Origin of the sequence: Tsukamurella pulmonis, assembly GCF_900103175.1 — a bacterium.
GTDB classification, from domain to species: domain Bacteria; phylum Actinomycetota; class Actinomycetes; order Mycobacteriales; family Mycobacteriaceae; genus Tsukamurella; species Tsukamurella pulmonis.
Genome location: NZ_FNLF01000002.1, coordinates 1,605,365 through 1,629,595 on the forward strand (window position 1 = coordinate 1,605,365; position 24,231 = coordinate 1,629,595).

General features: G+C 69.8%; 20 protein-coding genes and 1 tRNA gene. 11 read left to right on the forward strand and 10 right to left on the reverse strand.

Annotated features, from left to right (window positions below):
* Nucleotides 1-53 precede the first annotated feature (53 nt).
* Nucleotides 54-5,522, forward strand: coding sequence for an ATP-binding protein (locus tag BLQ62_RS08055; RefSeq protein ID WP_068566059.1), 5,469 nt, complete (start codon nucleotides 54-56; stop codon nucleotides 5,520-5,522).
* A gap of 69 nt (nucleotides 5,523-5,591) precedes the next feature.
* Here BLQ62_RS08055 and BLQ62_RS08060 read toward each other — a convergent pair whose 3' ends face one another.
* Nucleotides 5,592-6,026, reverse strand: a complete 435-nt coding sequence (locus BLQ62_RS08060) for a DUF6194 family protein (RefSeq protein WP_082756522.1) — start codon at nucleotides 6,024-6,026, stop codon at nucleotides 5,592-5,594.
* Nucleotides 6,027-6,063: 37 nt separating this feature from the next.
* Between BLQ62_RS08060 and BLQ62_RS08065 the strand changes: the two genes are divergently transcribed.
* Entirely contained in the window at nucleotides 6,064-6,771 is a 708-nt protein-coding gene (locus BLQ62_RS08065; RefSeq protein WP_068566054.1) for a MerR family transcriptional regulator, read from the forward strand.
* A gap of 57 nt (nucleotides 6,772-6,828) precedes the next feature.
* On the opposite strand, the gene BLQ62_RS08070 is transcribed toward BLQ62_RS08065, so the two are convergent.
* A complete protein-coding gene (locus BLQ62_RS08070) occupies nucleotides 6,829-7,974 on the reverse strand; it encodes an acyl-CoA dehydrogenase family protein (RefSeq protein WP_068536249.1) in 1,146 nt (381 codons plus the stop codon).
* Nucleotides 7,975-7,989: 15 nt separating this feature from the next.
* Nucleotides 7,990-8,463: a thioredoxin-dependent thiol peroxidase gene (bcp, locus tag BLQ62_RS08075; RefSeq protein ID WP_068536251.1), complete on the reverse strand. Its 474-nt coding sequence runs from the start codon at nucleotides 8,461-8,463 to the stop codon at nucleotides 7,990-7,992.
* 19 nt (nucleotides 8,464-8,482) lie between these two features.
* Between bcp and BLQ62_RS08080 the strand changes: the two genes are divergently transcribed.
* Complete coding sequence (locus BLQ62_RS08080) at nucleotides 8,483-8,863, forward strand: hypothetical protein (protein WP_068566052.1); 381 nt, start codon at nucleotides 8,483-8,485, stop codon at nucleotides 8,861-8,863.
* Nucleotides 8,864-8,878: 15 nt separating this feature from the next.
* Here the strand turns inward: BLQ62_RS08080 and BLQ62_RS08085 are convergent, their stop codons facing one another.
* Nucleotides 8,879-9,745 (reverse strand): LysR family transcriptional regulator, encoded by an 867-nt coding sequence (locus tag BLQ62_RS08085; RefSeq protein WP_068536255.1) that lies wholly within the window; start codon nucleotides 9,743-9,745, stop codon nucleotides 8,879-8,881.
* 124 nt (nucleotides 9,746-9,869) lie between these two features.
* Here BLQ62_RS08085 and BLQ62_RS08090 point away from each other — a divergent pair, with 124 nt between their 5' ends.
* Nucleotides 9,870-11,192 carry an NAD(P)/FAD-dependent oxidoreductase gene (locus BLQ62_RS08090; protein ID WP_068566382.1) on the forward strand — a complete coding sequence of 441 codons (1,323 nt, stop codon included), beginning with the start codon at nucleotides 9,870-9,872 and terminating at the stop codon, nucleotides 11,190-11,192.
* Here BLQ62_RS08090 and BLQ62_RS08095 read toward each other — a convergent pair.
* Entirely contained in the window at nucleotides 11,133-12,353 is a 1,221-nt protein-coding gene (locus BLQ62_RS08095; RefSeq protein WP_082756520.1) for a L,D-transpeptidase, read from the reverse strand. The genes BLQ62_RS08090 and BLQ62_RS08095 overlap by 60 nt on opposite strands.
* A 103-nt stretch (nucleotides 12,354-12,456) precedes the next feature.
* On the opposite strand from BLQ62_RS08095, the gene BLQ62_RS08100 reads away from it, so the two are divergent.
* A complete protein-coding gene (locus BLQ62_RS08100) occupies nucleotides 12,457-12,711 on the forward strand; it encodes a glycine zipper domain-containing protein (protein WP_068536257.1) in 255 nt (84 codons plus the stop codon).
* A gap of 214 nt (nucleotides 12,712-12,925) precedes the next feature.
* On the opposite strand, the gene BLQ62_RS08105 is transcribed toward BLQ62_RS08100, so the two are convergent.
* A tRNA-Lys gene (locus tag BLQ62_RS08105) sits at nucleotides 12,926-12,998 on the reverse strand.
* A gap of 93 nt (nucleotides 12,999-13,091) precedes the next feature.
* A complete protein-coding gene (locus BLQ62_RS08110; RefSeq protein ID WP_068566050.1) occupies nucleotides 13,092-14,261 on the reverse strand; it encodes an acyl-CoA dehydrogenase family protein in 1,170 nt (389 codons plus the stop codon).
* Nucleotides 14,262-14,330: 69 nt separating this feature from the next.
* Between BLQ62_RS08110 and BLQ62_RS08115 the strand changes: the two genes are divergently transcribed.
* Nucleotides 14,331-14,855, forward strand: coding sequence for a PH domain-containing protein (locus tag BLQ62_RS08115; RefSeq protein WP_068536269.1), 525 nt, complete (start codon nucleotides 14,331-14,333; stop codon nucleotides 14,853-14,855).
* Nucleotides 14,842-16,335: a PH domain-containing protein gene (locus tag BLQ62_RS08120; protein WP_068566048.1), complete on the forward strand. Its 1,494-nt coding sequence runs from the start codon at nucleotides 14,842-14,844 to the stop codon at nucleotides 16,333-16,335. Before BLQ62_RS08115 ends, BLQ62_RS08120 begins: the two co-directional genes overlap by 14 nt.
* On the opposite strand, the gene BLQ62_RS08125 is transcribed toward BLQ62_RS08120, so the two are convergent.
* Complete coding sequence (locus BLQ62_RS08125; RefSeq protein ID WP_068566047.1) at nucleotides 16,322-16,801, reverse strand: nitroreductase/quinone reductase family protein; 480 nt, start codon at nucleotides 16,799-16,801, stop codon at nucleotides 16,322-16,324. The two genes, BLQ62_RS08120 and BLQ62_RS08125, sit on opposite strands and share 14 nt — an antisense overlap.
* A 40-nt stretch (nucleotides 16,802-16,841) precedes the next feature.
* Nucleotides 16,842-17,789, reverse strand: coding sequence for a chymotrypsin family serine protease (locus BLQ62_RS08130; RefSeq protein WP_068566045.1), 948 nt, complete (start codon nucleotides 17,787-17,789; stop codon nucleotides 16,842-16,844).
* Between the two features lie 192 nt (nucleotides 17,790-17,981).
* Here BLQ62_RS08130 and putP point away from each other — a divergent pair, with 192 nt between their 5' ends.
* Nucleotides 17,982-19,481 carry a sodium/proline symporter PutP gene (gene putP, locus BLQ62_RS08135; RefSeq protein ID WP_068566043.1) on the forward strand — a complete coding sequence of 500 codons (1,500 nt, stop codon included), beginning with the start codon at nucleotides 17,982-17,984 and terminating at the stop codon, nucleotides 19,479-19,481.
* A gap of 13 nt (nucleotides 19,482-19,494) precedes the next feature.
* Here putP and BLQ62_RS08140 read toward each other — a convergent pair whose 3' ends face one another.
* Complete coding sequence (locus BLQ62_RS08140) at nucleotides 19,495-20,658, reverse strand: PucR family transcriptional regulator (RefSeq protein ID WP_068566041.1); 1,164 nt, start codon at nucleotides 20,656-20,658, stop codon at nucleotides 19,495-19,497.
* Nucleotides 20,659-20,824: 166 nt separating this feature from the next.
* On the opposite strand from BLQ62_RS08140, the gene BLQ62_RS08145 reads away from it, so the two are divergent.
* The 3 genes from BLQ62_RS08145 to BLQ62_RS08155 are packed head-to-tail and all read left to right on the forward strand — an operon-like array spanning nucleotide 20,825 to nucleotide 24,191.
* Nucleotides 20,825-21,091 (forward strand): DUF3311 domain-containing protein, encoded by a 267-nt coding sequence (locus BLQ62_RS08145; protein ID WP_068566039.1) that lies wholly within the window; start codon nucleotides 20,825-20,827, stop codon nucleotides 21,089-21,091.
* A complete protein-coding gene (locus BLQ62_RS08150) occupies nucleotides 21,088-22,581 on the forward strand; it encodes a sodium:solute symporter family protein (protein WP_068566037.1) in 1,494 nt (497 codons plus the stop codon). The genes BLQ62_RS08145 and BLQ62_RS08150 overlap by 4 nt, the downstream gene beginning before the upstream one ends.
* Before the next feature lie 50 nt (nucleotides 22,582-22,631).
* Entirely contained in the window at nucleotides 22,632-24,191 is a 1,560-nt protein-coding gene (locus BLQ62_RS08155) for an amidohydrolase (protein WP_068566377.1), read from the forward strand.
* The last annotated feature ends 40 nt before the right edge of the window (nucleotides 24,192-24,231 follow it).

A 24,231-nucleotide genomic window follows, 5' to 3' on the forward strand; every position in this document is an offset into this window, starting at 1 on the left:
CGGTCCGGCGACGGACCGCAGTGCACCGGATAGAGCCGAAAGGGAACAAGCGAGTGTTCAGCCGAATCGCCATCGTGAACCGAGGTGAGGCAGCGATGCGCCTCATCCACGCGGTCCGCGACCTGGCCGCCGAGACCGGGCAGCAGATCGAGACCGTCGCCCTCTACACCGACGTCGACCGGACTGCGACCTTCGTCCGCGAGGCCGACATCGCCTACGACCTGGGCCCCGCAGCGGCACGGCCGTACCTGAACTACGAGCTGCTGGGCACCGCCCTGCAGGAGACCGGCGCCGACGCGGCGTGGGTCGGCTGGGGCTTCGTCGCCGAGGACCCGGTCTTCGCGGAGAAGTGCGCCGAGGTCGGCGTGACGTTCGTCGGCCCGAGCCCCGAGGCCATGCGCCAGCTCGGCGACAAGATCGGCGCCAAGCTGATCGCCGAGGAGGTCGGCGTCCCCGTCGCGCCGTGGAGCCGCGGCCCCGTCGAGACGCTCGAGGACGCCAAGGACAAGGCCAAGGACATCGGCTACCCGCTCATGCTCAAGGCCACCGCCGGCGGTGGCGGCCGCGGCATCCGCATGGTAGCCTCCGACGCCGACCTGGAAGAGGCCTACCTGCGCACCCGCGAGGAGGCCGAGCGCGCCTTCGGCAGCGGCGTCGTCTTCCTCGAGCGCCTGGTCACCGGCGCGCGGCACGTCGAGGTCCAGGTGATCTCCGACGGCGAGACCGCGTGGGCACTGGGCGTGCGCGACTGCTCCGTGCAGCGCCGCAACCAGAAGGTCATCGAGGAGTCCGCCTCGCCGGTGCTCGGTGCCGAGCAGGTGCAGCGGCTCAAGGAGTCCGCCGAGCGGCTCGCGATCAAGGTCGGCTACCGGGGCGCCGCCACCGTCGAGTTCCTCTACCACCCGGGCGACGACCTGCTCGCCTTCCTCGAGGTGAACACCCGCCTGCAGGTGGAGCACCCGATCACCGAGGTCACCAACGACTTCGACCTCGTCCGCGCGCAGCTGCACGTCGCCTCGGGCGGCAAGCTCGACGGTGTGCGTCCCGTCGAGCGCGGGCACGCCATCGAGGCGCGCCTGAACGCCGAGGACCCCGATCGCGACTTCGCGCCCGCTCCCGGCCGGATCGCCCTGCTCGACCTGCCCGCCGGCCCCGGTATCCGGATCGACACCGGCGTCTCCCAGGGCGACACCATCCCCGCCGACTTCGACTCGATGATCGCCAAGGTCATCGCGTACGGCAGCGACCGCGAGCAGGCCCTCGGCCGGCTGCGCCGCGCCATGAACGAGACCCGCGTGATCATCGAGGGCGGCGCCACCAACAAGAGCTTCGTGCTGGATCTGCTGAACCAGCCCGAGGTCATCGACGGCAGCGCCGACACCGGCTGGATCGACCGCGTCCGCGGCGAGGGCCGGCTGGTCGCCGATCGCCACACCTCCGTCGCGCTCGCCTCGGCCGCGATCGACGCCTACGAGGCGGAGGAGCGCGCCGAGCTCACGCGCCTGCTCACCACCGCGTCGGGCGGTCGCCCGCAGGTGCAGCACGAGAGCGGCACGCCGCTGGACTTCAAGCTGCGCGGCGCGAGCTACCGCGTGCGGGTTGCCCGCACCGGCGCGCACACGTTCCGTCTCGTCATCGACACCGGCGCGGAGAGCCGCACCGCGGACGTCGATCTGGAGCGGTTCGACAACCACACCGGCCAGGCCGTGGTCAACGGCGTCCGGTACCGGCTCACCACCGGCACGCACGGCCCCGTCCACGTGGTCGACGTGGACGGCGTCACCCACCGGGTCAGCCGCGACGAGGGCGGCGTGGTCCGCTCGCCCGCGCCGGCGCTCGTGGTCGCCGTGCCGCTCGCCGTCGGCGGCGAGGTCGAGGCCGGCGCGCCGATCCTCGTGCTCGAGTCGATGAAGATGGAGACGGTGCTGCGCGCGCCGTTCTCCGCGCGCCTCAAGGAGTGCGGCGTCACGGTCGGCAGCCAGGTCGAGGCGGGCGCGGCGCTGCTGCGCCTCGAGCCCCTCGGCGACGGCGACGAGGACGCCGCCGGCAGCGCCGCGGGTCCGATCGACCTGCCCGCCGAGCCCGCCCAGGTCGGCGCGATCGAGCGCGCCGCCGCGGGCCGCGACGCCCTGCGCAGCCAGCTGCTCGGCTTCGACGTCGATCCGGCGGACGAGAGCCGCCTGCTCGACGAGTACCTCGTCGACCGCGTCGCGGCCGAGCTCGAGGGTGCGGTTCCGGCCGCCGAGGAGCTGGCGCTCGCGAGCGTCTTCGCCGACCTGGCCGAGTTGGGCCTGCGTCGTTCGGTCGGTGGGGACGACGGGGTGCACAGCCCGCGCGAGCACTTCCACACCTACCTCCGCAGCCTCGACGCCGATCGCGCCGGCCTGCCGGACTCCTACCGGAGCAAGCTGGCAGCGGCGCTCGGCCACTACGGCGTCACCGAGCTCGACCGCACGCCGGACCTCGAGTCCGCGGTCTTCCGCGTCTTCCTGGCGCAGCAGCGGCCCAAGGTCGGCGTCCGCGCCATCACCGCGCTGCTGCGCAAGTGGCTGCGCGAGCCGGCACCGTCGGCGGAGCAGGGCGGCGACGCGCGCGCCGTCCTCGAGCGCCTCATCGACGCGACGCAGTCCCGCTACCCCGTGGTCGCGGACCTCGCCCGCGGCGTGGTCTTCGCCTGGTTCGGCCAGCCGCTGCTGCGCGGCAACCGCGAGGGCGTGTACTCGGCGGTCCGTGCGCACCTGGCGCACCTCGACGAGAACCCCACCGCGGCGGATCGTTCCGAGCGCGTCGCGGAGATGGTGCGCAGCACCGAGCCGCTGGTTCTGCTGCTGGGGGAGCGCCTGGTCGGCGGCGGCTCGGCCGCCCGCGACAACGCCGTGATGCTCGAGGTCCTCACGCGCCGCTACTACGGCAACAAGGGCCTGTCGGACGTGCGCACCCAGCAGGTGGGGGAGACCTCGTTCGTCATCGCCGAGCGCGACGGTGCGCTGCTGGTATCGGCCGCGGTGGCCTACGACGGCCTCGGCGACGCGGTCGCCGGCCTCGCGCAGGTCGCCGACGGCGCCGCGTCCGTGGACGCCGACATCTACCTCAGCTGGGAGCAGCAGCCCGAGGACCAGGACGAGATGGTGGCCGCGTTCGACAGCGTGCTCTCGGCGCACCCGCTGCCGGCGCAGGTGCGCCGCGTGACGATCACCGTCGCGGGCAGCGGCGGCGCGGTCATGCACCACCACTTCACGTTCCGGGCCGCCACCAACGGGGTCGCCGAGGATCGCCTGATCCGCGGCCTGCACCCGTACATCGCGCAGCGCATGCAGCTCGAGCGGCTGCGCCGCTTCGACCTCACGCGCCTGACCTCGTCGGACGACGAGGAGGTCTACCTCTACCGCGCCGTCGCCAAGGAGAACCCGGCGGACGACCGCCTGGTCGCCTTCGCACAGGTCCGCGACCTGGCAGCGGTGCGCGACGCCGATGGGCGCCTGCTCGCGCTGCCGACCGCCGAGATCGCCCTCGCCACGTGCGTGGACTCGATCCGCCGGGCGCAGGCCGCGCGGCCCAGCGCCAAGCGCCTGCCCACCAACCGGATCGTCATGTACATCTGGCCGCCGGTGGACCTCAGCGACGCGGAGCTCGAGGCGCTCGCCGGGCACATCGAGTCGACCACGGTCGGCGCGGGCCTGGAGGAGGTGCTGCTGATCGGCCGTCGTCGCGACGCCGCGACCGGCGAGCTGGTCAAGACGGAGGTGCGGGTCTCGTTCAGCCCCACCGGCCGGGCGGAGCTGCACCTCGGCGCGCCCGTCGAGGACGTCGCCGACGTCGTCGAGCCGATCGACGGATACCGGCAGAAGGTGCTGCGCGCGGCGAGCCGCAACACCGTCTACCCGTACGAGTTGACCTCCGCGCTGGGCGATTTCGTCGAGTACGAGCTGGCCGAGGGCGACATCGCCGACGTGCTGGTGCCCACCGACCGGCCGAAGGGCCGCAACACCGCGGGCATCGTGGTGGGCGTCATCTCGACCCCGACCGACCTGTACCCGGAGGGCGTCAAGCGCGTACTGCTGCTGGGCGATCCGACGAAGTCGCTGGGCGCGCTCGCGGAGGCCGAGTGCCGCCGGATCAGCGCGGCGATCGACCTCGCGCACCGGATGGAGCTGCCGGTCGAGTGGTACGCCCTGTCCGCCGGCGCCCGGATCTCCATGGACTCGGGTACCGAGAACATGGACTGGGTCGCGGCGGCGCTGAAGAAGATCGTCGAGTTCACGCAGCAGGGGGGCGAGATCAACATCGTCTCCGCCGGCATCAACGTGGGCGCGCAGCCGTACTGGAACGCCGAGGCGACCATGCTCATGCACACCAAGGGCGTGCTGATCATGACGCCGGAGTCGGCGATGGTGCTCACCGGCAAGCAGTCGCTCGACTTCTCGGGCGGCGTCTCGGCGGAGGACAACTTCGGCATCGGCGGCTACGACCGCATCATGGGCCCGAACGGCCAGGCGCAGTACTGGGCCGCCGATCTCGTGGGCGCGCACACGATCCTCATGGAGCACTACGCGCACACCTACATCGCTCCCGGCGAGCAGGCACCGCGTCGTGCCGCGACCACCGACCCGGCCGATCGCGACATCACCGAGTTCCCGCACGTGCTGGCGGACAGCGATTTCACGACCGTCGGCGACATCTTCTCCGCGGAGAAGAACCCGGATCGCAAGAAGCCCTTCGACATCCGCACCGTGATGCGCGCCCTGTCCGACCAGGACCACGAGGTGCTCGAGCGATGGGCCGGCATGGCCGACGCCGAGACCGCGGTGGTGCAGGACGTGCACATCGGCGGCATCCCGGTCTGCCTGCTGGGGATCGAGTCGAAGTCGGTTCCGCGCCTGGGCTTCCCGGCGACGGACGGCCCCGACACGTACACGGCCGGCACGCTGTTCCCGCAGTCGTCGAAGAAGGCGGCCCGCGCGATCAACGCGGCGAGCGACAACCGCCCGCTGGTGGTGCTCGCCAACCTCTCGGGCTTCGACGGTTCGCCGGAGTCGCTGCGCAAGCTCCAGCTGGAGTACGGCGCCGAGATCGGTCGTGCGATCGTCAACTTCTCGGGCCCGATCGTGTTCTGCGTGATCTCGCGCTACCACGGCGGCGCGTTCGTGGTGTTCAGCAAGCAGCTGAACCCGAACATGACGGTGCTGGCGATCGAGGGCTCGTTCGCCTCGGTGCTCGGTGGCGCTCCCGCCGCCGCGGTGGTGTTCTCGGGCGAGGTCAACGCCCGCACCGCCGGCGATGCGCGGGTCAAGGATCTCGAGGCGCAGCTGACCGAGGCCACCGGCACGGAGCGTGCGGCGCTGCTCGCCGAGCTCGACGAGGTGCGCGGCTCGGTCCGCGCCGAGAAGCTCGGCGAGGTCGCCTCCGAGTTCGACGGGGTGCACAGCATCCGTCGCGCCGTCGAGGTCGGCTCGGTCGACGAGATCATCGCCGCCGCCGACCTGCGCCCGAAGATCATCTCGGTGATCGAGGCCGCGCAGTAGGTTTCAGCCGCGAAGGGCACCGTCGGGAATCCCGGCGGTGCCCTTCGTCGTTGCGGCAGCCGTCCTGCGTCAGCGCTCGGATCGCGCCGCTGCTGCGGCGTGCGCCTCCTGGATCAGTCCGGTGACCAGATCGAGGGACTGCTCGCTGAGACAGACGACGGCGACCCACCCCTGCCGGGCGTAGAGCGGGTGCGCGATCACCTGATCCGGGGCGGTGGGGTCCGCCGCATCCTCGCCGACCAGATCGGTGAGCCGGGAGCGTCCGACGTGCACGTTGACCCGGTAGCGTCCCGGGGCGTCGAGGTCGTTGCGGTCGTCGTCGGGGTAGTTCTTGGTGATGATCGTGGCGAACGGCTGGCCACGCTGCGGGATCGTGCCGTCGGCGGAGTAGTAGAAGAAGTGATCGCCCCACCCGATCTCCGGGAATGCGCTTCCGGGCTGGGGAGCGAGCACGACCACGCCGTCCAGGGCGCTGGTGAAGTCGATGATCTGTTGCATACTCATGACTGAAGTATGTCGTTGAAGTGCTTATGGAGGGTTGGTGTCGGCTGCTCTCGGAACCACGCAGGTAGCCTGGGCGACCGGGTACAGCGTCCAACAGGTACGTGTTCTTGAGGCCGAAGGCGTCCTCGCCGCGGTGCCGCGCGCCGAGAACGGCTATCGCAGGTACGCCGCGACCCATGTCCGCGATCTGCACGCCTATCGGGATCTCACCGTTGCGGTGGGGCCCGTTCGTGCGCGGTCGGTGCTGCGCACGGCGCGCGCCGCGCCTGCGCAGGAGGCTCTCGCCGTCGTGTCCGATGCCCACGCGGACCTGCGACGCGAGCGCGAGCAGGCCGGTTCGGCGCGGCGCGCACTGCTGGCGGTGAGCGGTGAAGCAGCCGAGGAGGACGCCCCGGCCGAGACGGACGAATTGAGCATCACCGAACTCGCGGGCGCGATCGGCGTCCGGACGTCAACCCTGCGCTTCTGGGAACGCGAGCGACTGCTGGCGCCGCATCGATCCGTGAACCCCGTTGCGGCGCGGCGGTATCCGGTACCGGAGGTGCGGATCGCCCGGATCGTCGCCGAGCTGCGCAACGCCGGATACCGGATCCCCGACGTCCGGCGATCGGTGCACGCCCTGCGGGAGCTCGGCGATGCCGCCGCGTCCCTGGAAGCGTTGGACGCGCGGATGGTGGCGATCGACCAGCGGTACACCGCGCTGCTGCGTGCCGGAGCGGTTCTCGTCGAGATCATCGCCGGGTGACGAACGCGGAAGGGCACCGTCGGCGGTCCCGACGGTGCCCTTCGCGCAGGAGTCGCCCTACAGTGCGAGGTCGCGCCCGATGATCTCCTTCATGATCTCGGACGATCCGGCCCAGATGCGGGTGACGCGGGCGTCCATCCACGCGCGGGCGGCGCGGTACTCGCGCATGTAGCCGTAGCCACCGTGCAGCTGCACGCAGGAGTCGAGCACCTGGTTCTGGATCTCGGCGGAGATGTACTTGACCTTGGCGGCGTCCACGGCGGTCAGCGTGCCCTCGGCGTGCGCGACGATCGCCTGGTCCACGTAGGCCTGCACCATCTCGATCTTGGTGACCAGATCGGCCAGCAGGAACTTGTTGTGCTGGAAGGAGCCGATGGACGCGCCGAAGGCCTTGCGCTCGCGGGCGTACTCGATGGTCTCGGCCAGGATCTGCTTGGCGTGCGCCACGTTGCCCACCGCGGAGCCGATGCGCTCCTGGGGCAGCTTCTCCATCATGTGGTAGAAACCGCGGTCCACCTCGCCGACCAGGGCGCTCGCGGGCACCCGCAGGTCGGAGTAGAACAGCTCGGCGGTGTCCGCCTCGGGCTGGCCCACCTTGTCGAGCTTGCGGCCGCGCTCGAAGCCGGGCAGCGAGCAGTCCACGGCGAACAGCGAGATGCCGCGCGCCTTGGCGTCCGGATTCGTCTTCGCGGCGATCACGGCCACGTCGCACGTGTAGCCGTTGGTGATGAAGGTCTTGGAGCCGTTGAGGATCCAGTCGTCGCCGCTGCGCACCGCGGTCGACTTGATGCCGGCCAGGTCCGAACCGGCCGACGGCTCGGTCATGCCGATCGCGGCGACGGCCTCACCGGAGGCGATGGCGGGCAGCCACTGCTGCTTCGCCTCCTCGGTGCCGAGGCGGACGATGTACGGGGTGGTGATGTCGAAGTCGATGCCGACCGAGCTGGCGAAGGCCATCGAGACCGCGGCCAGCTCCTCCTGCGCGACGGCGTTGAAGCGGTAGTCGTCCGCCTCGCCGCCGCCGTAGGACTCGGGGATCTCGAGGCCGAGGACACCCTGCTCGCCGAGGCCGCGCCACACGTCGCGGGGGATCAGCTTGTCGTCGATGTACTGCTCGGCGTGCGGCAGGACCTGCTTCTGCAGGTAGTCCCGGACCGCCGAGCCGAACTGCAGGTGATCCTCGGAGTAGATGGTGCGTTCCACGTCGGTGGTTCCTCTCTAGAGCTTCAGGTCGCGGCGCAACTTGGCGACGTGCCCGGTCGCGCGCACGTTGTACTGCGCGACCTCGATGGTGCCGTCCGCGGCGATGACGAACGTCGACCTGATGACACCCGTCACGGTCTTGCCGTACATCATCTTCTCACCGAAGGCCCCGTACTCGGTGAGCACCTGCTTATCCGGGTCCGAGAGGAGCGGGAAGGTGAGCTCGTCGCGCTCGACGAACTTCTTCAGCTTCTCCGGCTTGTCGGGCGAGATGCCCAGGACGGCCAGGCCGGCGTCCTTGAAGTCGGCGAGGTTGTCGCGGAAATCGCAGGCCTGCTTGGTGCAGCCGGGCGTCATGGCCGCCGGGTAGAAGTACAGCACCACTCGCCGGCCGCGGTAGTCGGACAGCGAGACGGGGTTGCCGTCCTGGTCCGGCAACGTGAACGAAGGTGCGTCGGCTCCCGGCTCCAGCCGCGTGGAAGTAGTCATGCCGGTTACCGTAGCTGTCATGGCAGCACAGGACGAGGGCTCGGGGTACACCGGCGGTACCGGGGGCCGCGGGCGGACGAGGATCCGTACCCTGGCGAGCGCGGCGCTCAACGCGGACATGACGATCGACCAGGCCACGGCGATGCTCGAGGGCATGGCGGTGACCATGGACAACATGAGCACCACTATGTCCACGTTCGACGAGACGGTGGCCCGCGTGAACCGCAATCTCGACGAGTTCGAGAAGCTCACGGCGCGGTTCTCGGCCACCCTCGAGAAGACGGACGCGGCGCTGGAGAAGCTCAATGCGCTGCTCTCCGTGCCGGGCGCGGCGGTCACCGTCGCCGAGCGGGTGCTGGCGGTCCCGACGGAGGTGACCAAGCGCTTCCGCGGCAAGTGACGGTGCGCCGCCTGCTCACGCCCGGCGGTAACCGTTCGACAGTTCGACGAGAAGCTCCGCGACCAGCGGGTTCGGCGTGGCGTCGGTGCGCAGCACCGCGGAGACGGGGAGCGTGAACCCAGGCGCCGGACGGCTCGCGATGCCCGGCTGCCGCGGGTCCTCGTAGAGCAGTGTCCAGCCCTCGGGGTTGTTGATCAGCTCGAAGGCCACGGGGTGATCGTCGCGGATCTCGGGACCGAGGAGCACCTCGAGCCCGTCGGCCGTGAACACCTTGTCCACCAGGCGGTGCAGGAGTACCTGCTGGTGCGGGGGAGGTAGGAGCAGGGGGTAGCGCGCCAGCTCCGCGGTCGACGGTGCCCGCTCGAGCGCCGCGAGGGGGTGCCGCGTGGCGAACGCGATGAGCGGGTTGTCGACCCACAGGGGCTCGAGGTAGAGGCCTGGCTCGTCGAGCCGGCCGCGGATGAGCGCCAGATCCGCCTCACCGGACTTCACCGCGGCGATCCGCTGGGCGAACGGCTTGATCAGGAAGTCGATCTCCGCCTCCGGGTGCCGCTCGCGCACGTCGGAGGCCGCGGCCAGGGCGGAGCGGGCGAAGGACATGTTCGCGGCGAGCCGGATCCGGTCCGGACGCGGCCGCACCGCGTCGATCGCCTCGTCGCGCTGGCGGAGCAGTTCGCGGGCGCGGGGGAGGAGGGATTCACCGGCGTCGGTGAGCCGCACGCGCCGGCCGGCCCGCTCGAACAGCTCCGCGCCCAGCTCCTTCTCCAGCGCCGCGATCTGGTGGCTCACGGCGGACTGGGAGACGAAGCACTGCCGGGCCGCGCGGGAGAAGCCGCCGTGATCGGCCACGGCGACGAGGTACTCGAGCTGACGGAACTCCATTCCGCCATTGTATGAACAGAGCAGATGGATCGCATCACCAGGACGGCGATCTACCAGGTTGAAGCGCATCTATGCATGCACCAATCTGGTAGTAGACAACGACGTCTTGAAGGAGGAGAAGATCATGCGCAGCACCCACGTCGTGGTGATCGGCTCGGGATTCGGCGGCCTCGCCGCCGCGAAGCAGCTGGCGAAGTCGAACATCGAGACCACCGTCATCTCGGCGAACGGCACCCACCTCTTCCAGCCCCTGCTCTACCAGGTGGCCACCGGCGTCACCACGGGCGAGCGCATCGCGCCGCCCATCGCCGAGATGCTGCGTCGCCGCCGCACCGTCGACGTGGTCACCGGCTACGTCACCGAGGTCGACGCCGAGCGCAAGGTGATCACCTACGCCACCGAGGACGGCATCGAGCAGATCGGCTACACCTACCTGATCGTCGCCGCCGGTGCCGCGCAGGCCTACTTCGGGCACGACGAGTGGGAGAGTCGCACCTTCGCCCTCAAGACCCTCGAGGACGCCGAGAACCTGCGGGCTCGGATGCGGGCCGCGTTCGCCGCCCCCGCGCAGAGCCCCGCGCGCACCGTGGTGATCGTCGGTGCCGGCGCCACCGGAGTCGAGGTGGCCGGTCAGGTCGCCGAGCTCGCACGCCGCTTCCACGACGGTGCCGAGATCCGCATCCACCTGGTGGAGGGCGCCGACGACGTGCTGCCCTTCTACGGCGGCACCCTCTCGGGGTACACCCTCGCCACGCTGGAGAAGGCGGGCGTGCAGGTGCACACCGGCACGTTCGTGACCGCCATCGAGGACGGCGTCGTCACCGTCAAAGACAAGGCGGGTGCCGAGAGCGAGATCGCCGCGGGCACCGTCGTCTGGTCGGCCGGCGTGCAGGCCACCCCGCTCGCCGGGGTGATCGCCGAGGCCACGGGCTGTGAGACCGACCGCGCCGGGCGTCTGCTCATCAACCGCGACCTCACGGTCGGCGGGCGGGCCGACGTCTTCGCCCTCGGCGACATGACGAGCCTGAACGGCCTGCCCGGGCAGAGCCCCGTCGCCATGCAGCAGGGCCGGCACGCCGCGGACGTCATCCGCGGGAAGAAGGGCCCCGGCACGCACTTCCGCTACCTGGACAAGGGCAGCATGGCGATGATCGACACCCCGCACGCGGTGATCCAGCCGCCGCTCGGCCTGCCCGGCCTGACCGGCATCCTCGCCTGGGCGGGGTGGCTGGCCGTGCACCTGTACTACCTGGCGGGCATGGGCAACCGGGTCGCGGTGCTGCGGGACTGGTTGCGCGCCTTCGTCGGAACGGCGCGGCCCGGGTTCGCGGCGGATGCCGCCCGGACCGACGACGCCGTCACCGTCGGCGGGGCGGACGCCGAGGAGCTAGCCGATCTTGGTGTTGCCGGCGCGCCACACGGACCACGGGATGTTCCAGTCGCCTAGTCCGTCCGTGCCCTCGAGCGTGGGGCCATCGGTGTCGGTGACCTTCACGATGTCCCCGCGCTTGGTGTTCTGCATGAACCACAGCGCGTTCTCGGTGCTCACGTTGAGGCAGCCGTGGCTCACGTTGGTGGAGCCCTGCTGGTTCACCGACCAGGGCGCGCTGTGCAGGTAGATGCCGCTGTAGGACATCTGCACGGCGTAGTCGACCAGTGTGCGATAGCCGCTGGGGGAGTTCACCGGAACGCCGTAGGTGGACGAGTCCATGATCATGTTCTCGCGGTGATCGCCGATGAGGTACACGCCGTTCGGGGTCTCGTTGCCCGGGCCTCCCATCGAGGTGGGCATCGTCTTGATGAGCTTGCCGTTCTTGGTGACCCGGACGATCTTGTCCTTGTCGGAGACGGTGGTGATCACCTCGTCGCCCACCGTGAACCGCATCGAGGCGTCCTTCTGGCCGTAGGTGCCGTTGCCGAGGTCCACGCCGTAGATGTTGACGTTGGCGCTGACCTTGGTGCCGGGCTTGAAGTAGCTCTCCGGGCGCCAGCGCACCTCGGACGGGCTGACCCAGTAGAAGGCGCCCTCGACCGGCGGATCGGTGACGATCTTGATCGCCCGCTGCGCGGCCGCCCGGTCGGCGATCCGCTCGTCGAACTTCACCCCGACCGTCTGCCCGACACCCACCGTGGAGTTGTCGGCGGTGGTGAAGTACGCCTGCACCAGGTTGTTCGGCGACTGCGTGCTGAAGGTTTCGTTCGCGACGTTGACGCCGCCGATGCCGTTGGCCTCGGCCCGCAGCTTGTACTGCTTGCTGTAGCCGAGCGGCTCGGAGTTGCTCCAGGAGCGGCCGTCCTCGCTGAGCTTGCCGGCCACCTCCTTGCCGTCCGGGTTCGTCATCACGACGCGCGTGAGGGTGCCGCCGCTCGCGGTGACCTTCACCGGGACGCCGGGCTGCACGTCGAGCGCGCCGCCCTTGACGGTGGAGGTGATCTGCGGGCGCAGCAGGTCGAAGAACGGAGTCGAGTCCGTGATCTTCTGGCTGGGGTCCGGCAGCGGCATCTCGCCCTGTGCCGACGATGTGCACCCCGCGACCAGCGCGGTGGTCACGCTCGTCGCGGCCACCGCCGTCAGGATGCGTCGAGACACGGCGGGACGGTTGCGCATGGGTCAGCTCCAGAAGCGTCGAACGGATGTCGGTCGACCTGCGACCGATTGCTCCTGATTCTACCGGTCCCGCCGGAGGGCCCCGGCCGGTACGGTGCGGGGTGTGAGCAACGACGGTGACGGTCCCACTTCCGGGAAGCAGGGCGACGAGGAGCGAACCCCGGGGCCGTGGAGCGATAAGGGCTACAACAAGCTGGCGCTGGGTCTGGCGATCGGCGCCGTCCTCGGCGTCGCGATCGGAACCTCCCTGGGCAATCCGGCCGTCGGCATCGGGATCGGGCTGGCGCTCGGCATCGCCTTCGCCACGGCGTTCGGGTACCGAGCGGGCGGGGACGGCGAAGACGACGAGGACGATTGAGACGCCGTGGGCTCGCGCGGGGGAGTGAGTTGAGAGCCTGGGGAGAAACGCTGCGGGCGGCAGGTGAGGTGGTTGCTCCCCAGGCTCTACCTCAGAGTAACTTAGCGCCGCTAAATTTAGAAGGTTCAATCTCGTCAGCGTGGGGAGTCGCCGCTGACCACGGGCTGCAATGACGAAAGCCCCCTCCGAGAATGGAGGGGGCTTTCGTGTCTTGTGCGCCATCAGGGACTCGAACCCCGAACCCGCTGATTAAGAGTCAGCTGCTCTGCCAATTGAGCTAATGGCGCGTGCTCGCTCGCTGCGTGCTGGAATACATTAGCAAGGAGTGCGGCGAAACGTGAAATCGGCAGGTCAGGGTTGGTTTCTGAGCTATCGCCGGCTCACTGGAAGGCGCTCTGTCCGGTCAGCTTCACGCCCAGGATCAGGGTGTGCATCTCCACGGTGCCCTCGTAGGTCAGCACGCTCTCCAGGTTGTTGGCGTGGCGGATCACGGGGTACTCGAGGGAGATGCCGTTCGCGCCGAGGATGGTGCGGGCGGTTCGGCAGATGTCGATCGCCTCGCGCACGTTGTTCAGCTTGCCGAGGGAGACCTGTTCGGGGCGTAGGGTTCCGGCGTCCTTGAGGCGTCCGAGGTGCACGGCGAGCAGCACGCCCTTGGTGTACTCGAGCGTCATGTCCGCCAGCTTCTGCTGCGTGAGCTGGAAACCGCCGATCGGCCGCCCGAACTGCTCGCGCTCCACGGCGTACCGCTGCGCGCATTCGAGTGCCGTGCGCGCGGCACCCATTGCGCCCCAGACGATGCCGTACCGCGCCTCGCTGAGGCAGGAGAGCGGGCCGCGCAGGCCGCGCACCTCGGGGAAGGCGGCGGAGTCGGGGACGCGCACACCGTCGAGCACGAGCTCGGAGGTGACGGACGCGCGCAACGACATCTTGTGCTCGATGGTGTTCGCGGCGAAGCCGGCGGCGTCGGTGGGGACGGCGAAGCCGCGCACGCCCTCGTCGGTCTGCGCCCAGATCACGGCGACGTCGGCGAGGGAACCGTTGGTGATCCACATCTTCCGGCCGTCGATGATCCAGTCGCCGCCGTCGCGGCGCGCCCGCGTGCGCATGTGCGCGGGGTCGGAGCCGTGATCGGGCTCGGTGAGTCCGAAGCAGCCGATCAGCTCGCCGGCCGCCATGCCGGGCAGCCAGCGCTGCTTCTCCTCCTCGCTCGCCCATTTCCAGATCGCGTACATCGCGAGCGAGCCCTGCACGGAGACCATCGACCGCAGGCCCGAATCGCAGGCCTCGAGCTCGAGGCAGGCCACGCCGTACTCGGTGGCCGTGGTTCCGGCGCAACCGTATCCGTCGAGGTGCATGCCGAGCAGGCCCAGCGCACCGAGCTTGCGCATGAGCCCGCGCGGGTCGTCGATCTCGCCGCGCTCGAACCAGCCGGCCACGTGGGGCTCGACCTCGCGGGCGGTCAGTGCGCGCACCGACTCCGCGATCGCGCGTTCCTGATCCGAGAGCAGGCCGGTCAGGCCCGCCAGTTCATCGGGGTGTGTGGTCATGGTGCCTCCTCGGCGCCACCCTAGCCGGGGTGCTGGCCCGGAGGAGGAAAGTCGTGCTTAGCTGGGCGCATGACTCTTCCCGGAACCCCCGCGGTCGCGGGCGCCGCAGAAGTGCTCCGGCCACCGGCCCACCAGGTCTCGCCGCGCGCGAAGACCTGGTGGACCGTACGTGCCGCGATCCGCTGGGCCGTCGTGATCCCCCTGGTCACGGTGGCTCTCGCCGTGATCCCCGACGTCCCCTGGTACGCCGCGGCGGCGGCCTTCCTCGTGCTCGCGATCGCCGCCACCGCACACCTGATCGTGATGCCGCGCTTCCGCTACGCCTTCCACCGCTGGGAGATCAACGCCGTCGCGGTGTACTCGCAGGCGGGCTGGCTCACGCGCACCCGCGTTCTGATCCCGATCTCACGGGTGCAGGTCATCGACACCGTCGCCGGCCCGCTGGAGCGATCCTTCGGCCTGTCGACGGTCACCGTCACCACCGCCTCGTCGGCGGGCACGGTGCGCATCTCGGGCCTGCCGACGGAGACGGCCCAGGCGATCGCCGCCGGCCTGACGGTGAGCGCGGCGGAGGACACCGATGACGCGACCTGACGAGACGGACTGGAACCGGCTGTCACCGTGGGGGATCGGCACCCGTGTGGTCAAGGCGATCCCGTCGCTCATCCCCGCCCTGATCGGCGTCTTCTTCGTGGGGCGCTCCGCCGGCCCGGTGTTCTTCGTGATCGCGGGCCTCGCGATCAGCCTGCTCGTCGGCCTCGTGCCCTGGCTGACCACCCGGTGGCGCGTCACCGACGACCAGCTGGAGCTGCGGCACGGACTGGTGCGCAAGGTCTCGGCCACCGCGCGGCGCGACAGGATCCGCAGCGTCGACGTCACGGCCGGACCCATCGAACGCGCGCTGGGGCTCCGCAAGGTGGTCGTCGGCACCGGCGTCGGCGGCAAGGAGTCGGCCCTGGTGCTCGATCCGATCCCCGCCGACGTCGCCGAGCGGCTCGGGCACGACCTACTGCGCCGCGGCGCACCGTCGGCGGCGGAACCGCTCGAGGACGGCGCTCCGGCGGCCCCGGTCGTCGCAGAGCCGGAGGAGGAGCTCGCCCGCCTGCGGCCCGAGTGGCTCCGGTTCGCGCCCTTCTCGCTCACCGGTTTCGCCGTGGTCGCGGCGGGCGCCGGCATCGGCTTCCGCATCGTCGACGAGGCGGGACTGCAGAAGCGCGGCTCCGAGCTCGCCGAGTCGTGGTTCGCGAAGATCCTCGATCTCGGTGCCGCCGTGGTGATCCCGGCCGCCGTGGTGCTGCTGTTGGTCGTCTCCGTGCTCGTCTCGGTGCTCGCCTACGTGCTCGCCTTCTGGGGCTTCCGCCTGGTCCGCCGGTCCGACGGTGCGCTGCACACCACCCGCGGCCTCATCTCGACGGTGGCCGCCACGATCGAGCGCAAGCGCGTGCGGGGAGTGCAGTTGCACGAGCCGATCCTGATGCGCCTCCCGCGCGGTGCCAAGCTGCGCGCGGTCGCCACCGGCACCGACCGCAACCCGATGCTGCTGCCGCCCGCGCCGCGCTCCGAGGGGCTGCGCGTGGCCGACGAGATCCTCGGGCGCCCGGGCGCGATCGAGATGCCGCTGGTCGAGCACGGCCCGGTGGCGCTGCGGCGCCGCTACACCCGGTCGGTGCTCGGCGCGATCGTCCCGGTGGCAGTGCTTCTCGTGCTCGCCGTGTTCGCGCCCGGAGCGTGGAAGGCGCTGCCTGTCGCGGGAGCGGCCCTGCTCCTGGTCCTCGCGCTCGCGCTCGCACGGGTGCGGTACGCCAACCTCGGCACCACCACGGGCGAGGACGCCGTGGTCCTGGGCGCCGGGACCGTCGCGCGCACCCGCACCGTCCTCGAGTTCGACGGGGTCATCGGGTTCGTCACCCGGGAGACGTTCTTCCAGCGCCGTGCCGGGGTCGCGACCCTGACGGTGGCCACCGCCGCGGGCTCGTTCGGCGCCGTCGACGTGACCCTCGAGCGCGCCGCGGGAGTGACGCGCACCGTCGAACCGGAGATCGTGGCGGGATTCCTCGCCGTCAGCGAGGCGTGAGCCGGTACAGCTTGATCGTGCGGTCGCCGGCCCAGTCGATGTAGTCGTCGTAGGCGGGCCACACCGCGACGATGCTGGGCCACAGGCGCTTCCGGTCGGACTCGGAGATCCGGCGGGCGCGCACCGGTATGCGTCGTGTGCCGAGGAGTACCTCGGCGTCCGGGGTCGCCTCGAGGTTGTACGACCACGCGGGATGGTGCTTCTGCCCGAAGTTGGAGGCGATCACCACGAAGTCCTCGCCGTCGCGCACGTACAGCAGCGGGACTGCCCGGGCGACGCCACTGCGCCGTCCGATGGTGGTCAGCGTGAGCTGCGGCAGCAGCGCCTCCGGGATCAGGTGCACCGATCCGCGGCTGAGCCGGGTGACCGCCTTGTCGAGCGGTACGGTCGCGCGCACCATCCGGGACACCGCGCGGTGCCGTCCGAGCTGCAGGAAGCGCGTTTTGAGATCGTCGCCGAGGGCCATGGCGGCAGTGTAATGAACCGGGCCCGCCGCCGGGCCGCGATCAGTTGGTCGCGAGCCGCGCTCCGCCCGCTGCGCGGAGCACCGCGTTGAGCGAGTAGTACTGCGTCAGCTGTTGCGTGACCCGCCCGGAGTCGCGGTCGGTGAGCGTGACGGCGTCGGTGATGATGCCGAGCGCCGCGTTGTCCGTGGTGCGGATCAGGGGGCCGCCGCTGTCGCCCTGCGTGGTCACGATGTCGGCCACCACCCAGTCGTTGACGACCTTGGTCACGGTGCCGCAGCGCCGGCCGTTGACCGAGCCGAGCTGGCACACGGGGTCACCCACGCGCGCCGTGCCGACGGTCCGCGGCGCCATGCCGGGTGCCGAGGCGAGGAGCTTGACCTGCGGATCGGTCAGCCGGAACGTGGCCCAGTCCGGACCGAACGGGTCGACGGGGGAGTAGTGGCCCGGACGGCTCGGATCCTCCTTGACCTCGGGGGCCTTGGACTGCACGACCTCGCCGACGATCCACTTCTTCACGCCGACCGGCTGCTGCGGGGCGCCGCAGTGCCCTGCGGTCACGCCCAGGCGTTCACCGTTCGGCGCGTTCACCGCGAAGCCCATGGTGCACTGCAGCGATTCGAACCGGCCGCCGCCCAGGGAGCGTTGCAGGATGTCGATCCGGTCGCCCGGGGCCACCGACTTCGGGGCCGGGGGCGTGACGGGGGCGGGGGTGCTCGGCTGAGCCGGAGTCGACGGTGCGCCGGGCGCCGCGCTCGGCTTCGTCGGAGCACCGGGCTTCGGCGGGGTCGCGGGCGCGGGCTTCGACGGAGTTCCGGGCTGCGACGGTGCCGGGGCTCCGGGGCGCGGGGCGGGGCTCGGCGAGGGAACGGGCGTCGACGGTGCCGCCGCGGCGAACGCCGGCGTCAGGAGGGACCCGGACACCAGGACGGTGATCACTCCGATCGCCCCGCGTCGCAGTGCCGCACCGATGCGCGTCCCGTCGGTCAAGGTCGAACCCTCCTAGGGTATGGGTCGTGTGATCGAGGGGCGCCTGCAAAAGCGCCGCGGAAAATCGTGGCCGAGCCTACCATTCCGCGTGAACGAGTCGAGTGAGATCAGTTTGCCGAAATGGGATTTCGCTGTCGGTATCGATCATGCGTGAACAGTGGATTTCGGTTCCTGGACCAAGAGGAGACCCCGGTGTCGGACCAGACGTATCAGACGATTGCAGTAACCCTGTATTTCGCAGCCATGTTGTACATCGGTTGGAGTGCCTATCGGAAGACGCGCGACAACCTCGACGAGTACATGCTCGCCGGGCGCGGGCTCAAGCCCTGGGTCGCCGCGCTCAGCGCCGGCGCCTCCGACATGTCGGGCTGGCTGCTCATGGGCCTGCCGGGCGCCGTCTACGCGAACGGGCTCGTCGAATCGTGGATCGCGATCGGCCTCACGGTGGGTGCCTGGCTGAACTGGAAGTTCGTGGCGCCCCGTCTGCGCTCGTACACCGAGGTCGCGGGCAATTCGATCACCATCCCCAGCTTCCTGGAGCACCGCCTACGTGATCGGTCGCGCTCGCTGCGCATCGTGTGCGGCCTGATCATCCTGGTCTTCTTCACGTTCTACGTCTCCAGCGGCATGGTGGCCGCGGGGAAGTTCTTCGACTCGACCTTCGGCGTGCAGTACATCCACGGGATGCTCATCGTGGCTGCCGTGACCATGGTCTACACGCTGTTCGGCGGCTTTCTGGGCGCGACGCTGACCGACGTCGCCCAGGGGCTCCTGATGCTGGCGGCGCTCGTCGCCGTGCCGATCGTGGCGGTGATCAAGGTCGGCGGTCCGACGGTCACCGTCGACACCGTGAATTCGGTGAACCCCGACTTCTTCAGCTTGTTCGCCGGTGGCACCGCCCTCGGCATCATCTCCGCCGCCGCATGGGGACTCGGCTACTTCGGGCAGCCCCACATCATCGTGCGGTTCATGGCATTGCGGTCGCCGCAGGAGGCGTCCACGGCCCGGCGCTTCGGCATCAGCTGGATGGTGGCGGCGGCGCTGGGCGCGATCTCCACCGCGTTCATCGGCATCGCGTACTTCGCGCTCAACCCGGAGCGGGCGCCCAAGGACCCCGAGACCGTCTTCCTCGTGCTGGCGCAGATCCTGTTCCACCCGTTCGTCGCGGGCCTGGTGCTCGCGGCCGTGCTCGCGGCCATCATGTCGACGATCTCCTCGCAGCTCGTGGTCTGCTCGTCGGCGCTGGTGGAGGACCTGTTCAAGATCTTCGCCGAGAAGACGGGTCGCGACATGGAGATCAGTGACCGGGCCTACGTGCGTCTCGGGCGGCTCGGCGTGCTCCTCGTGGCGGTGATCGCTGTGCTGCTCGCGATCGACCCCGCCGAGAGCATCCTGGAGCTGGTCGGCTTCGCCTGGGCCGGGTTCGGCTCGTCCTTCGGTCCCGTCGTGTTCCTCGCGCTGTTCTGGCGCAAGCTCACCGCCCCGGGCGCACTGGCGGGCCTCATCGTGGGCGCGGCCGTCGCCTTCGTCTGGGGCCAGTGGCCGCCGTTCGAGCTGTACGAGATCGTGCCCGGATTCCTGGCGAACCTGGTGGTCGCGATCGGCGTCAGCCTCGCCACCTACAAGCCCGACGAGGTCATCGACGCCGAGTTCGACGAGGCCGCCCGGCTCGCGGAGAAGCAGCCGGCCTAGTGCGCCCGGGTGGTCAGCGCTGATCGGTCTCCGCCGGCATGGCTGCGAGGTCCAGAGCGGCGATCGACGCCATGAGACCGGGCGTCGTGCGCGGGTCCCACCCCGTCAGGCTTCGCCACCGGTCCAGGCGATACGTCACGGAGTTCGCGTGCAGGTTGAGGCGCCGGGCGGCGGCGCTCACGGACAGCGACGAATCGGCGAAGGCGCGAACCGCCTCCACGAGGTGCGGATTCTCCTCGGCGATCCGCCAGCCCTGCTCGAGGAGGGGAGCGAGCCGTTCGCGCTGTTGCGCGAGGGACGCGGCCAGCCAATTGTCGGCGAACCGGGTCACCGTTCCGATCCGTGACGAGCGGAGCGCCTGCAGTGCGTCGTCCAGGGTCGTCGGTGCCCGGTCGAGACCCGGCCGTTCCAAGCCCACACCGATGGTGGCGCGGGGACGCACCGAGCGGACGGCGGCGATGACGGTGGGGGCGGACGCGCTTTGGCAGAGGATCGTGAGGAGGCCGTCGTGCCGACTGCAGTGCACCGCGCCGCGCAGCCCGTCGAGTGCGAGCTGGATCCGTTCCTGTGCGGCTTCCGGCCAATCGGAGTCGACGCACAGGGCCTGGAAGTCGCCGTCGGGATCGAACCCCAGGGACGGGGCGAGTTCGCGGGCGTCGAAGAGTGATCGGTGATCGGGCGCGATGAGGGCGGCGAAGAAGCGGTGGCGCACACCGGCCCTCACCGCCTGCTGGCTCCGTGTCGCCTCGCTGTGGCCTTCGGCCACGGCGGTCGTTTCAAGATGGACGACGTCCCAGAGACGACCGACCGCGGTCACCAGATCGGCGTCCGGCTCCGGTGCCTGCGCGAGGAGCTCGTGCCAGAGCTCGCGCAACGCGATGTGGTAGGTCTCGATGACGTCGGACAGCGAAATGCCCTGCATCGCACGGCGTCGGCCGAGGTCGCGGCTACGAGCGGAGTCGAGATCGGCGATGCCGGCCGGATTCGCGACTGCGCCCAGCATGAGCTCGAGGCCCGTGCGGATGTAGTCGTACTGCTCGCGGTAGGGGATCGAGTGGTAGGACGTGATCTCCGCGCGGATCTTGCCGACGGCCTGCTCGGTGACCGCATCGAACCGGTCGACCACCGCGCGGCACACCTCGCGGACGCTCTCGGAATCTCCCGCCGTTGCCGCCACCGCCGCCCCTCTCTCGTTGTTCGTGAATTCCACGAATCCGGTGAGCTCAATTCGGAGAATCGTAGTGGCTTCACAACATGATCTGCACCACACTTCGTGATCAGTGGCGGCTGGATCACAGTCGCACCGATCCGTTCAACGCTCGGAGTGAGGAGCCGTCTTCATCGTGTCCAATGAGGTCAAGAGTGTTCTGCTTGCCGTCGGTGTCCCGTTCGCCGGGGTGCTCGGCGGCATCGTCTATCTGTCCGACTCCGAGGCGGCCGTCCTCGGATTCCCGGTTCTGTTCGCATGGCTCTTCCTGTGGATGCCACTGACGTCGTTGTGCATGCACCTGGCATGGCGGTTCTTCGACCGTGACGACTTCGAGGAGCTCGAGCGGTTCGACCTGGCCGCCGATCAAGCGTCGCGCGAGAGCGGGGTGGACGCCGCATGAGCATCGTGACGTTCGCTCTGACGATCGGCCTCGCTCTCGCCGCGGGACTCCTGTCCCGTCGGGGTAGCAAGAGCGACATCGACGACTATCTGGTGGGCGGCCGCTCATTCGGGCCGATCCTGGTGTTCATCCTGGGTGCCGGTGAGGCGTACAGCATCGGCACCCTGATCGGCTTTCCCGGCGGTGTGTACGCACACGGTTCGAGCTACGGAGTCTGGTTCATCGCGTACATCCTGCTCGCCTACGCAGTCGGCTACTTCTTCACGCCGTACCTCTGGCGAGCGGGCAAGCTCTACGGGGCGATGACGCTTCCCGATGTCGCCGGTCGCCACTTCCGTTCGCGCGGGCTCGAACTGACGGTGGCGATCTCCTCGGTGATCTTCCTCATCCCGTGGGGGCAACTACAGCTCGCCGGGCTGCAGGTCGCGTTGAGCGGATTGGGCATCTCCATCGATCCGACGGTCGCGGTGTTCGCGGGCGCAGGGCTGGCTCTGGTGTTCCTGCTCCTCTCGGGACTTCGCGCTCCGGCCTTCGTCTCCTACGTGAAGGACGCTGCACTGCTGCTCGGCGCCGTTCTCATCGGGATGGCGGCGATCGCCAAGTCCGGCGGAACCGAGATGCTGTTCGGCGCGGCTCACGCAGCGGGTGCGGGCAAGGACACCCATTTCACGGTGACCGGGTCGTCGCTGACTTTCGTGCTGACCACCATCGTCTTCCAATCCGTCGGCTTCTTCATCTTCCCGTTCGTCGTGCAGGCGGTCCTCGCGTCGAAGTCGGAGGCGACTCTCAAACGGGTGGCGCGGTTCAACCCGCTGTACATGCTGATGTACGTCTTCCTCGTGGCCGCCGCGTTCGCGGCGATCTCGCAGGTGCCCGGGAAGCTCGAGGGCGCGAAGTCCAACGAGGCGCTCCTGATCCTGTCTCGGATCGTGCTGCCGGACTGGGTGACTGGCATCGTCGCGGGCGGAGCCGCTCTCTGCGCGATCGTCGTGCTGTGCGGATCCGCGCTCGGCATCGGGTCGATCGTCTCGCGCAACATCGTCCCGGGCATCCCGGAATCGCGGCAGAAGGGGTGGGTGCGCGGTGTGATCGTCGCGTACCTCGCGATCTCCCTGATCCTGACGATGGCCGCGCCGCAGCTGCTGCTCACGCTCGTGAACACGGCGTACTACGGTGTGACCCAGGCGGCGGTCATCTTCGCGGCCATGGTGTTCGGATGGAAGGTGCGCCCCGTGGGCCTCGCCACCGGCCTCATCGTCGGAGATCTGTTGGTGCTGTGGTTGTACCTCGACAGTCACGGACCGATCTCGTCGTGGCTGGCACAGAGCGGGATCAACATCGGAGCCGCGGCGCTCGTCGTCAACGCGCTGTTGGTCGTGATCTCCCGGATGGTGTGGCCCGCAACGGACCCGGTGCCCGGTCTCCGACAGGTGATGCCCGGGCGTCGTTCCCCGGTGCAGGCCCGCCCGATCGGGGAGAACGCGCTGTGACCGTTGCGAAGAGCGGGGATCTCCTGCTGACGGCGGAATCCGTGCATACGATGGATCGAACTCAACCGGTCGCGGAGGCCGTCCTCGTCCGTGGTGATCGCGTGATCGCGACGGGCACGAGGAAGGAGGTCGAGAGCCTCGCCTCGCCGTCGTCGGATCGGATCGATCTACCTGGCGCAACGCTGATCCCGGGCCTGATCGAGTCCCACGTACACCCCGTGTACACAGGCCTGACCCAGGACTGGGTCGACTGTCGCTCGCCGCTGCGGGGTTCGATCGCCGACATCCAGGCCGGTCTCCGGGAGCGCCTGTCCGCTCCCGGATGGGTCCGAGGGTGGGGGTACGACGACACCCTGATCGCGGAGGGACGCCATCCCACCCGGGACGAACTCGATGCGGTCTCGATGGACCGGCCGGTGATCCTGCAGCACATCTCGGCGCACTTCCTCGTTGCGAACACGGTCGCCCTTGCGGCCGCCGGTGTCACGGAATCCTCCATCGCGGAGGATGATCCCCGCTTCCCGAGGGGCGAGGACGGCCGCTTGACGGGGCTCGCGTGGGAGATCGACGCGGTGTCGAAGATCGTCGCCGCGGTCCCACCACTCGCGCCGGGGGACGTCCGTGACGCACTCCTCGCCAGCCTGCGACTCGCGCGCTCGCGGGGCATCACGACTCTGCACGACCTCGGTGTTGGGCTGATGGCGGGTGCGGAGGAGCTCGCCGCGTACCGCGAACTGGCCGCCACCGGTGGGTTGCCCGTCCACGTGGTCGGTTTCCTGTGTGGGGATCTGGCACTGCCGGCCATCGCCGACGGCTCGGTTCGTTTCGAAGCGGGAGGTTCCGCCGACGGACGATTCCGCCTCGCGGGTGCCAAATTCTGGTCCGACGGCTCCATCCAGGGACTATCCGCGGCCTTGCGGATTCCCTACATGTGCGATCCGGGACACTGCGGCGATCTTCTGCACCCGCAGGAGGTCCTCGACGACATGGTGGCGCGCGTCCACCTGGCCGGCGGACAGGCCGCCGTTCACGCGAACGGGGACGCCGCGGTTCGGGCCACGATCACCGCGCTGGCGCGAGCGCAGCGCCTCGACGGGCGGCGGGCACGCCACCGGATCGAACATTGCCAGGTCACCCTGCCCGACGACCTCGATGCGATCGTGAGAGAGGAACTCGGCGTGAGCTTCTTCGCCAATCACGTCTACTACTGGGGAGACCGCCACCGCGACAGGTTCTTGGGCGCCGAGAGGGCGCGGGAGATGGATCCGCTCGCTCGTGCCGACGGACTGGGAATCCGATTCGGTCTCCACTCGGACTGCCCGATCACCCCGATGGATCCGCTGCACACCATCAGGACCGCTTCGACGAGGCTGACGAGCGGAGGTGACGTCCTCGGAGCGGCGCAGCGGATCTCACCGGATCGGGCCGTGCAGGCGATGACGCTGGACAGCGCGTACCTCGTTCACGACGAGCACGAGGTCGGGTGTCTGGCGCCGGGACGCCGGGCGGACCTGGTCGTCCTCGACGCACCGATCGATTCGCTCGGTGATCCGTCGGCTGCGATGCCCCAGCCGGTACAGGTGATGGTCGACGGCGAATGGGAGACATGAGGTGCCGAGTGTCAACGTCGAAGTCGATCCGTTGAACGAG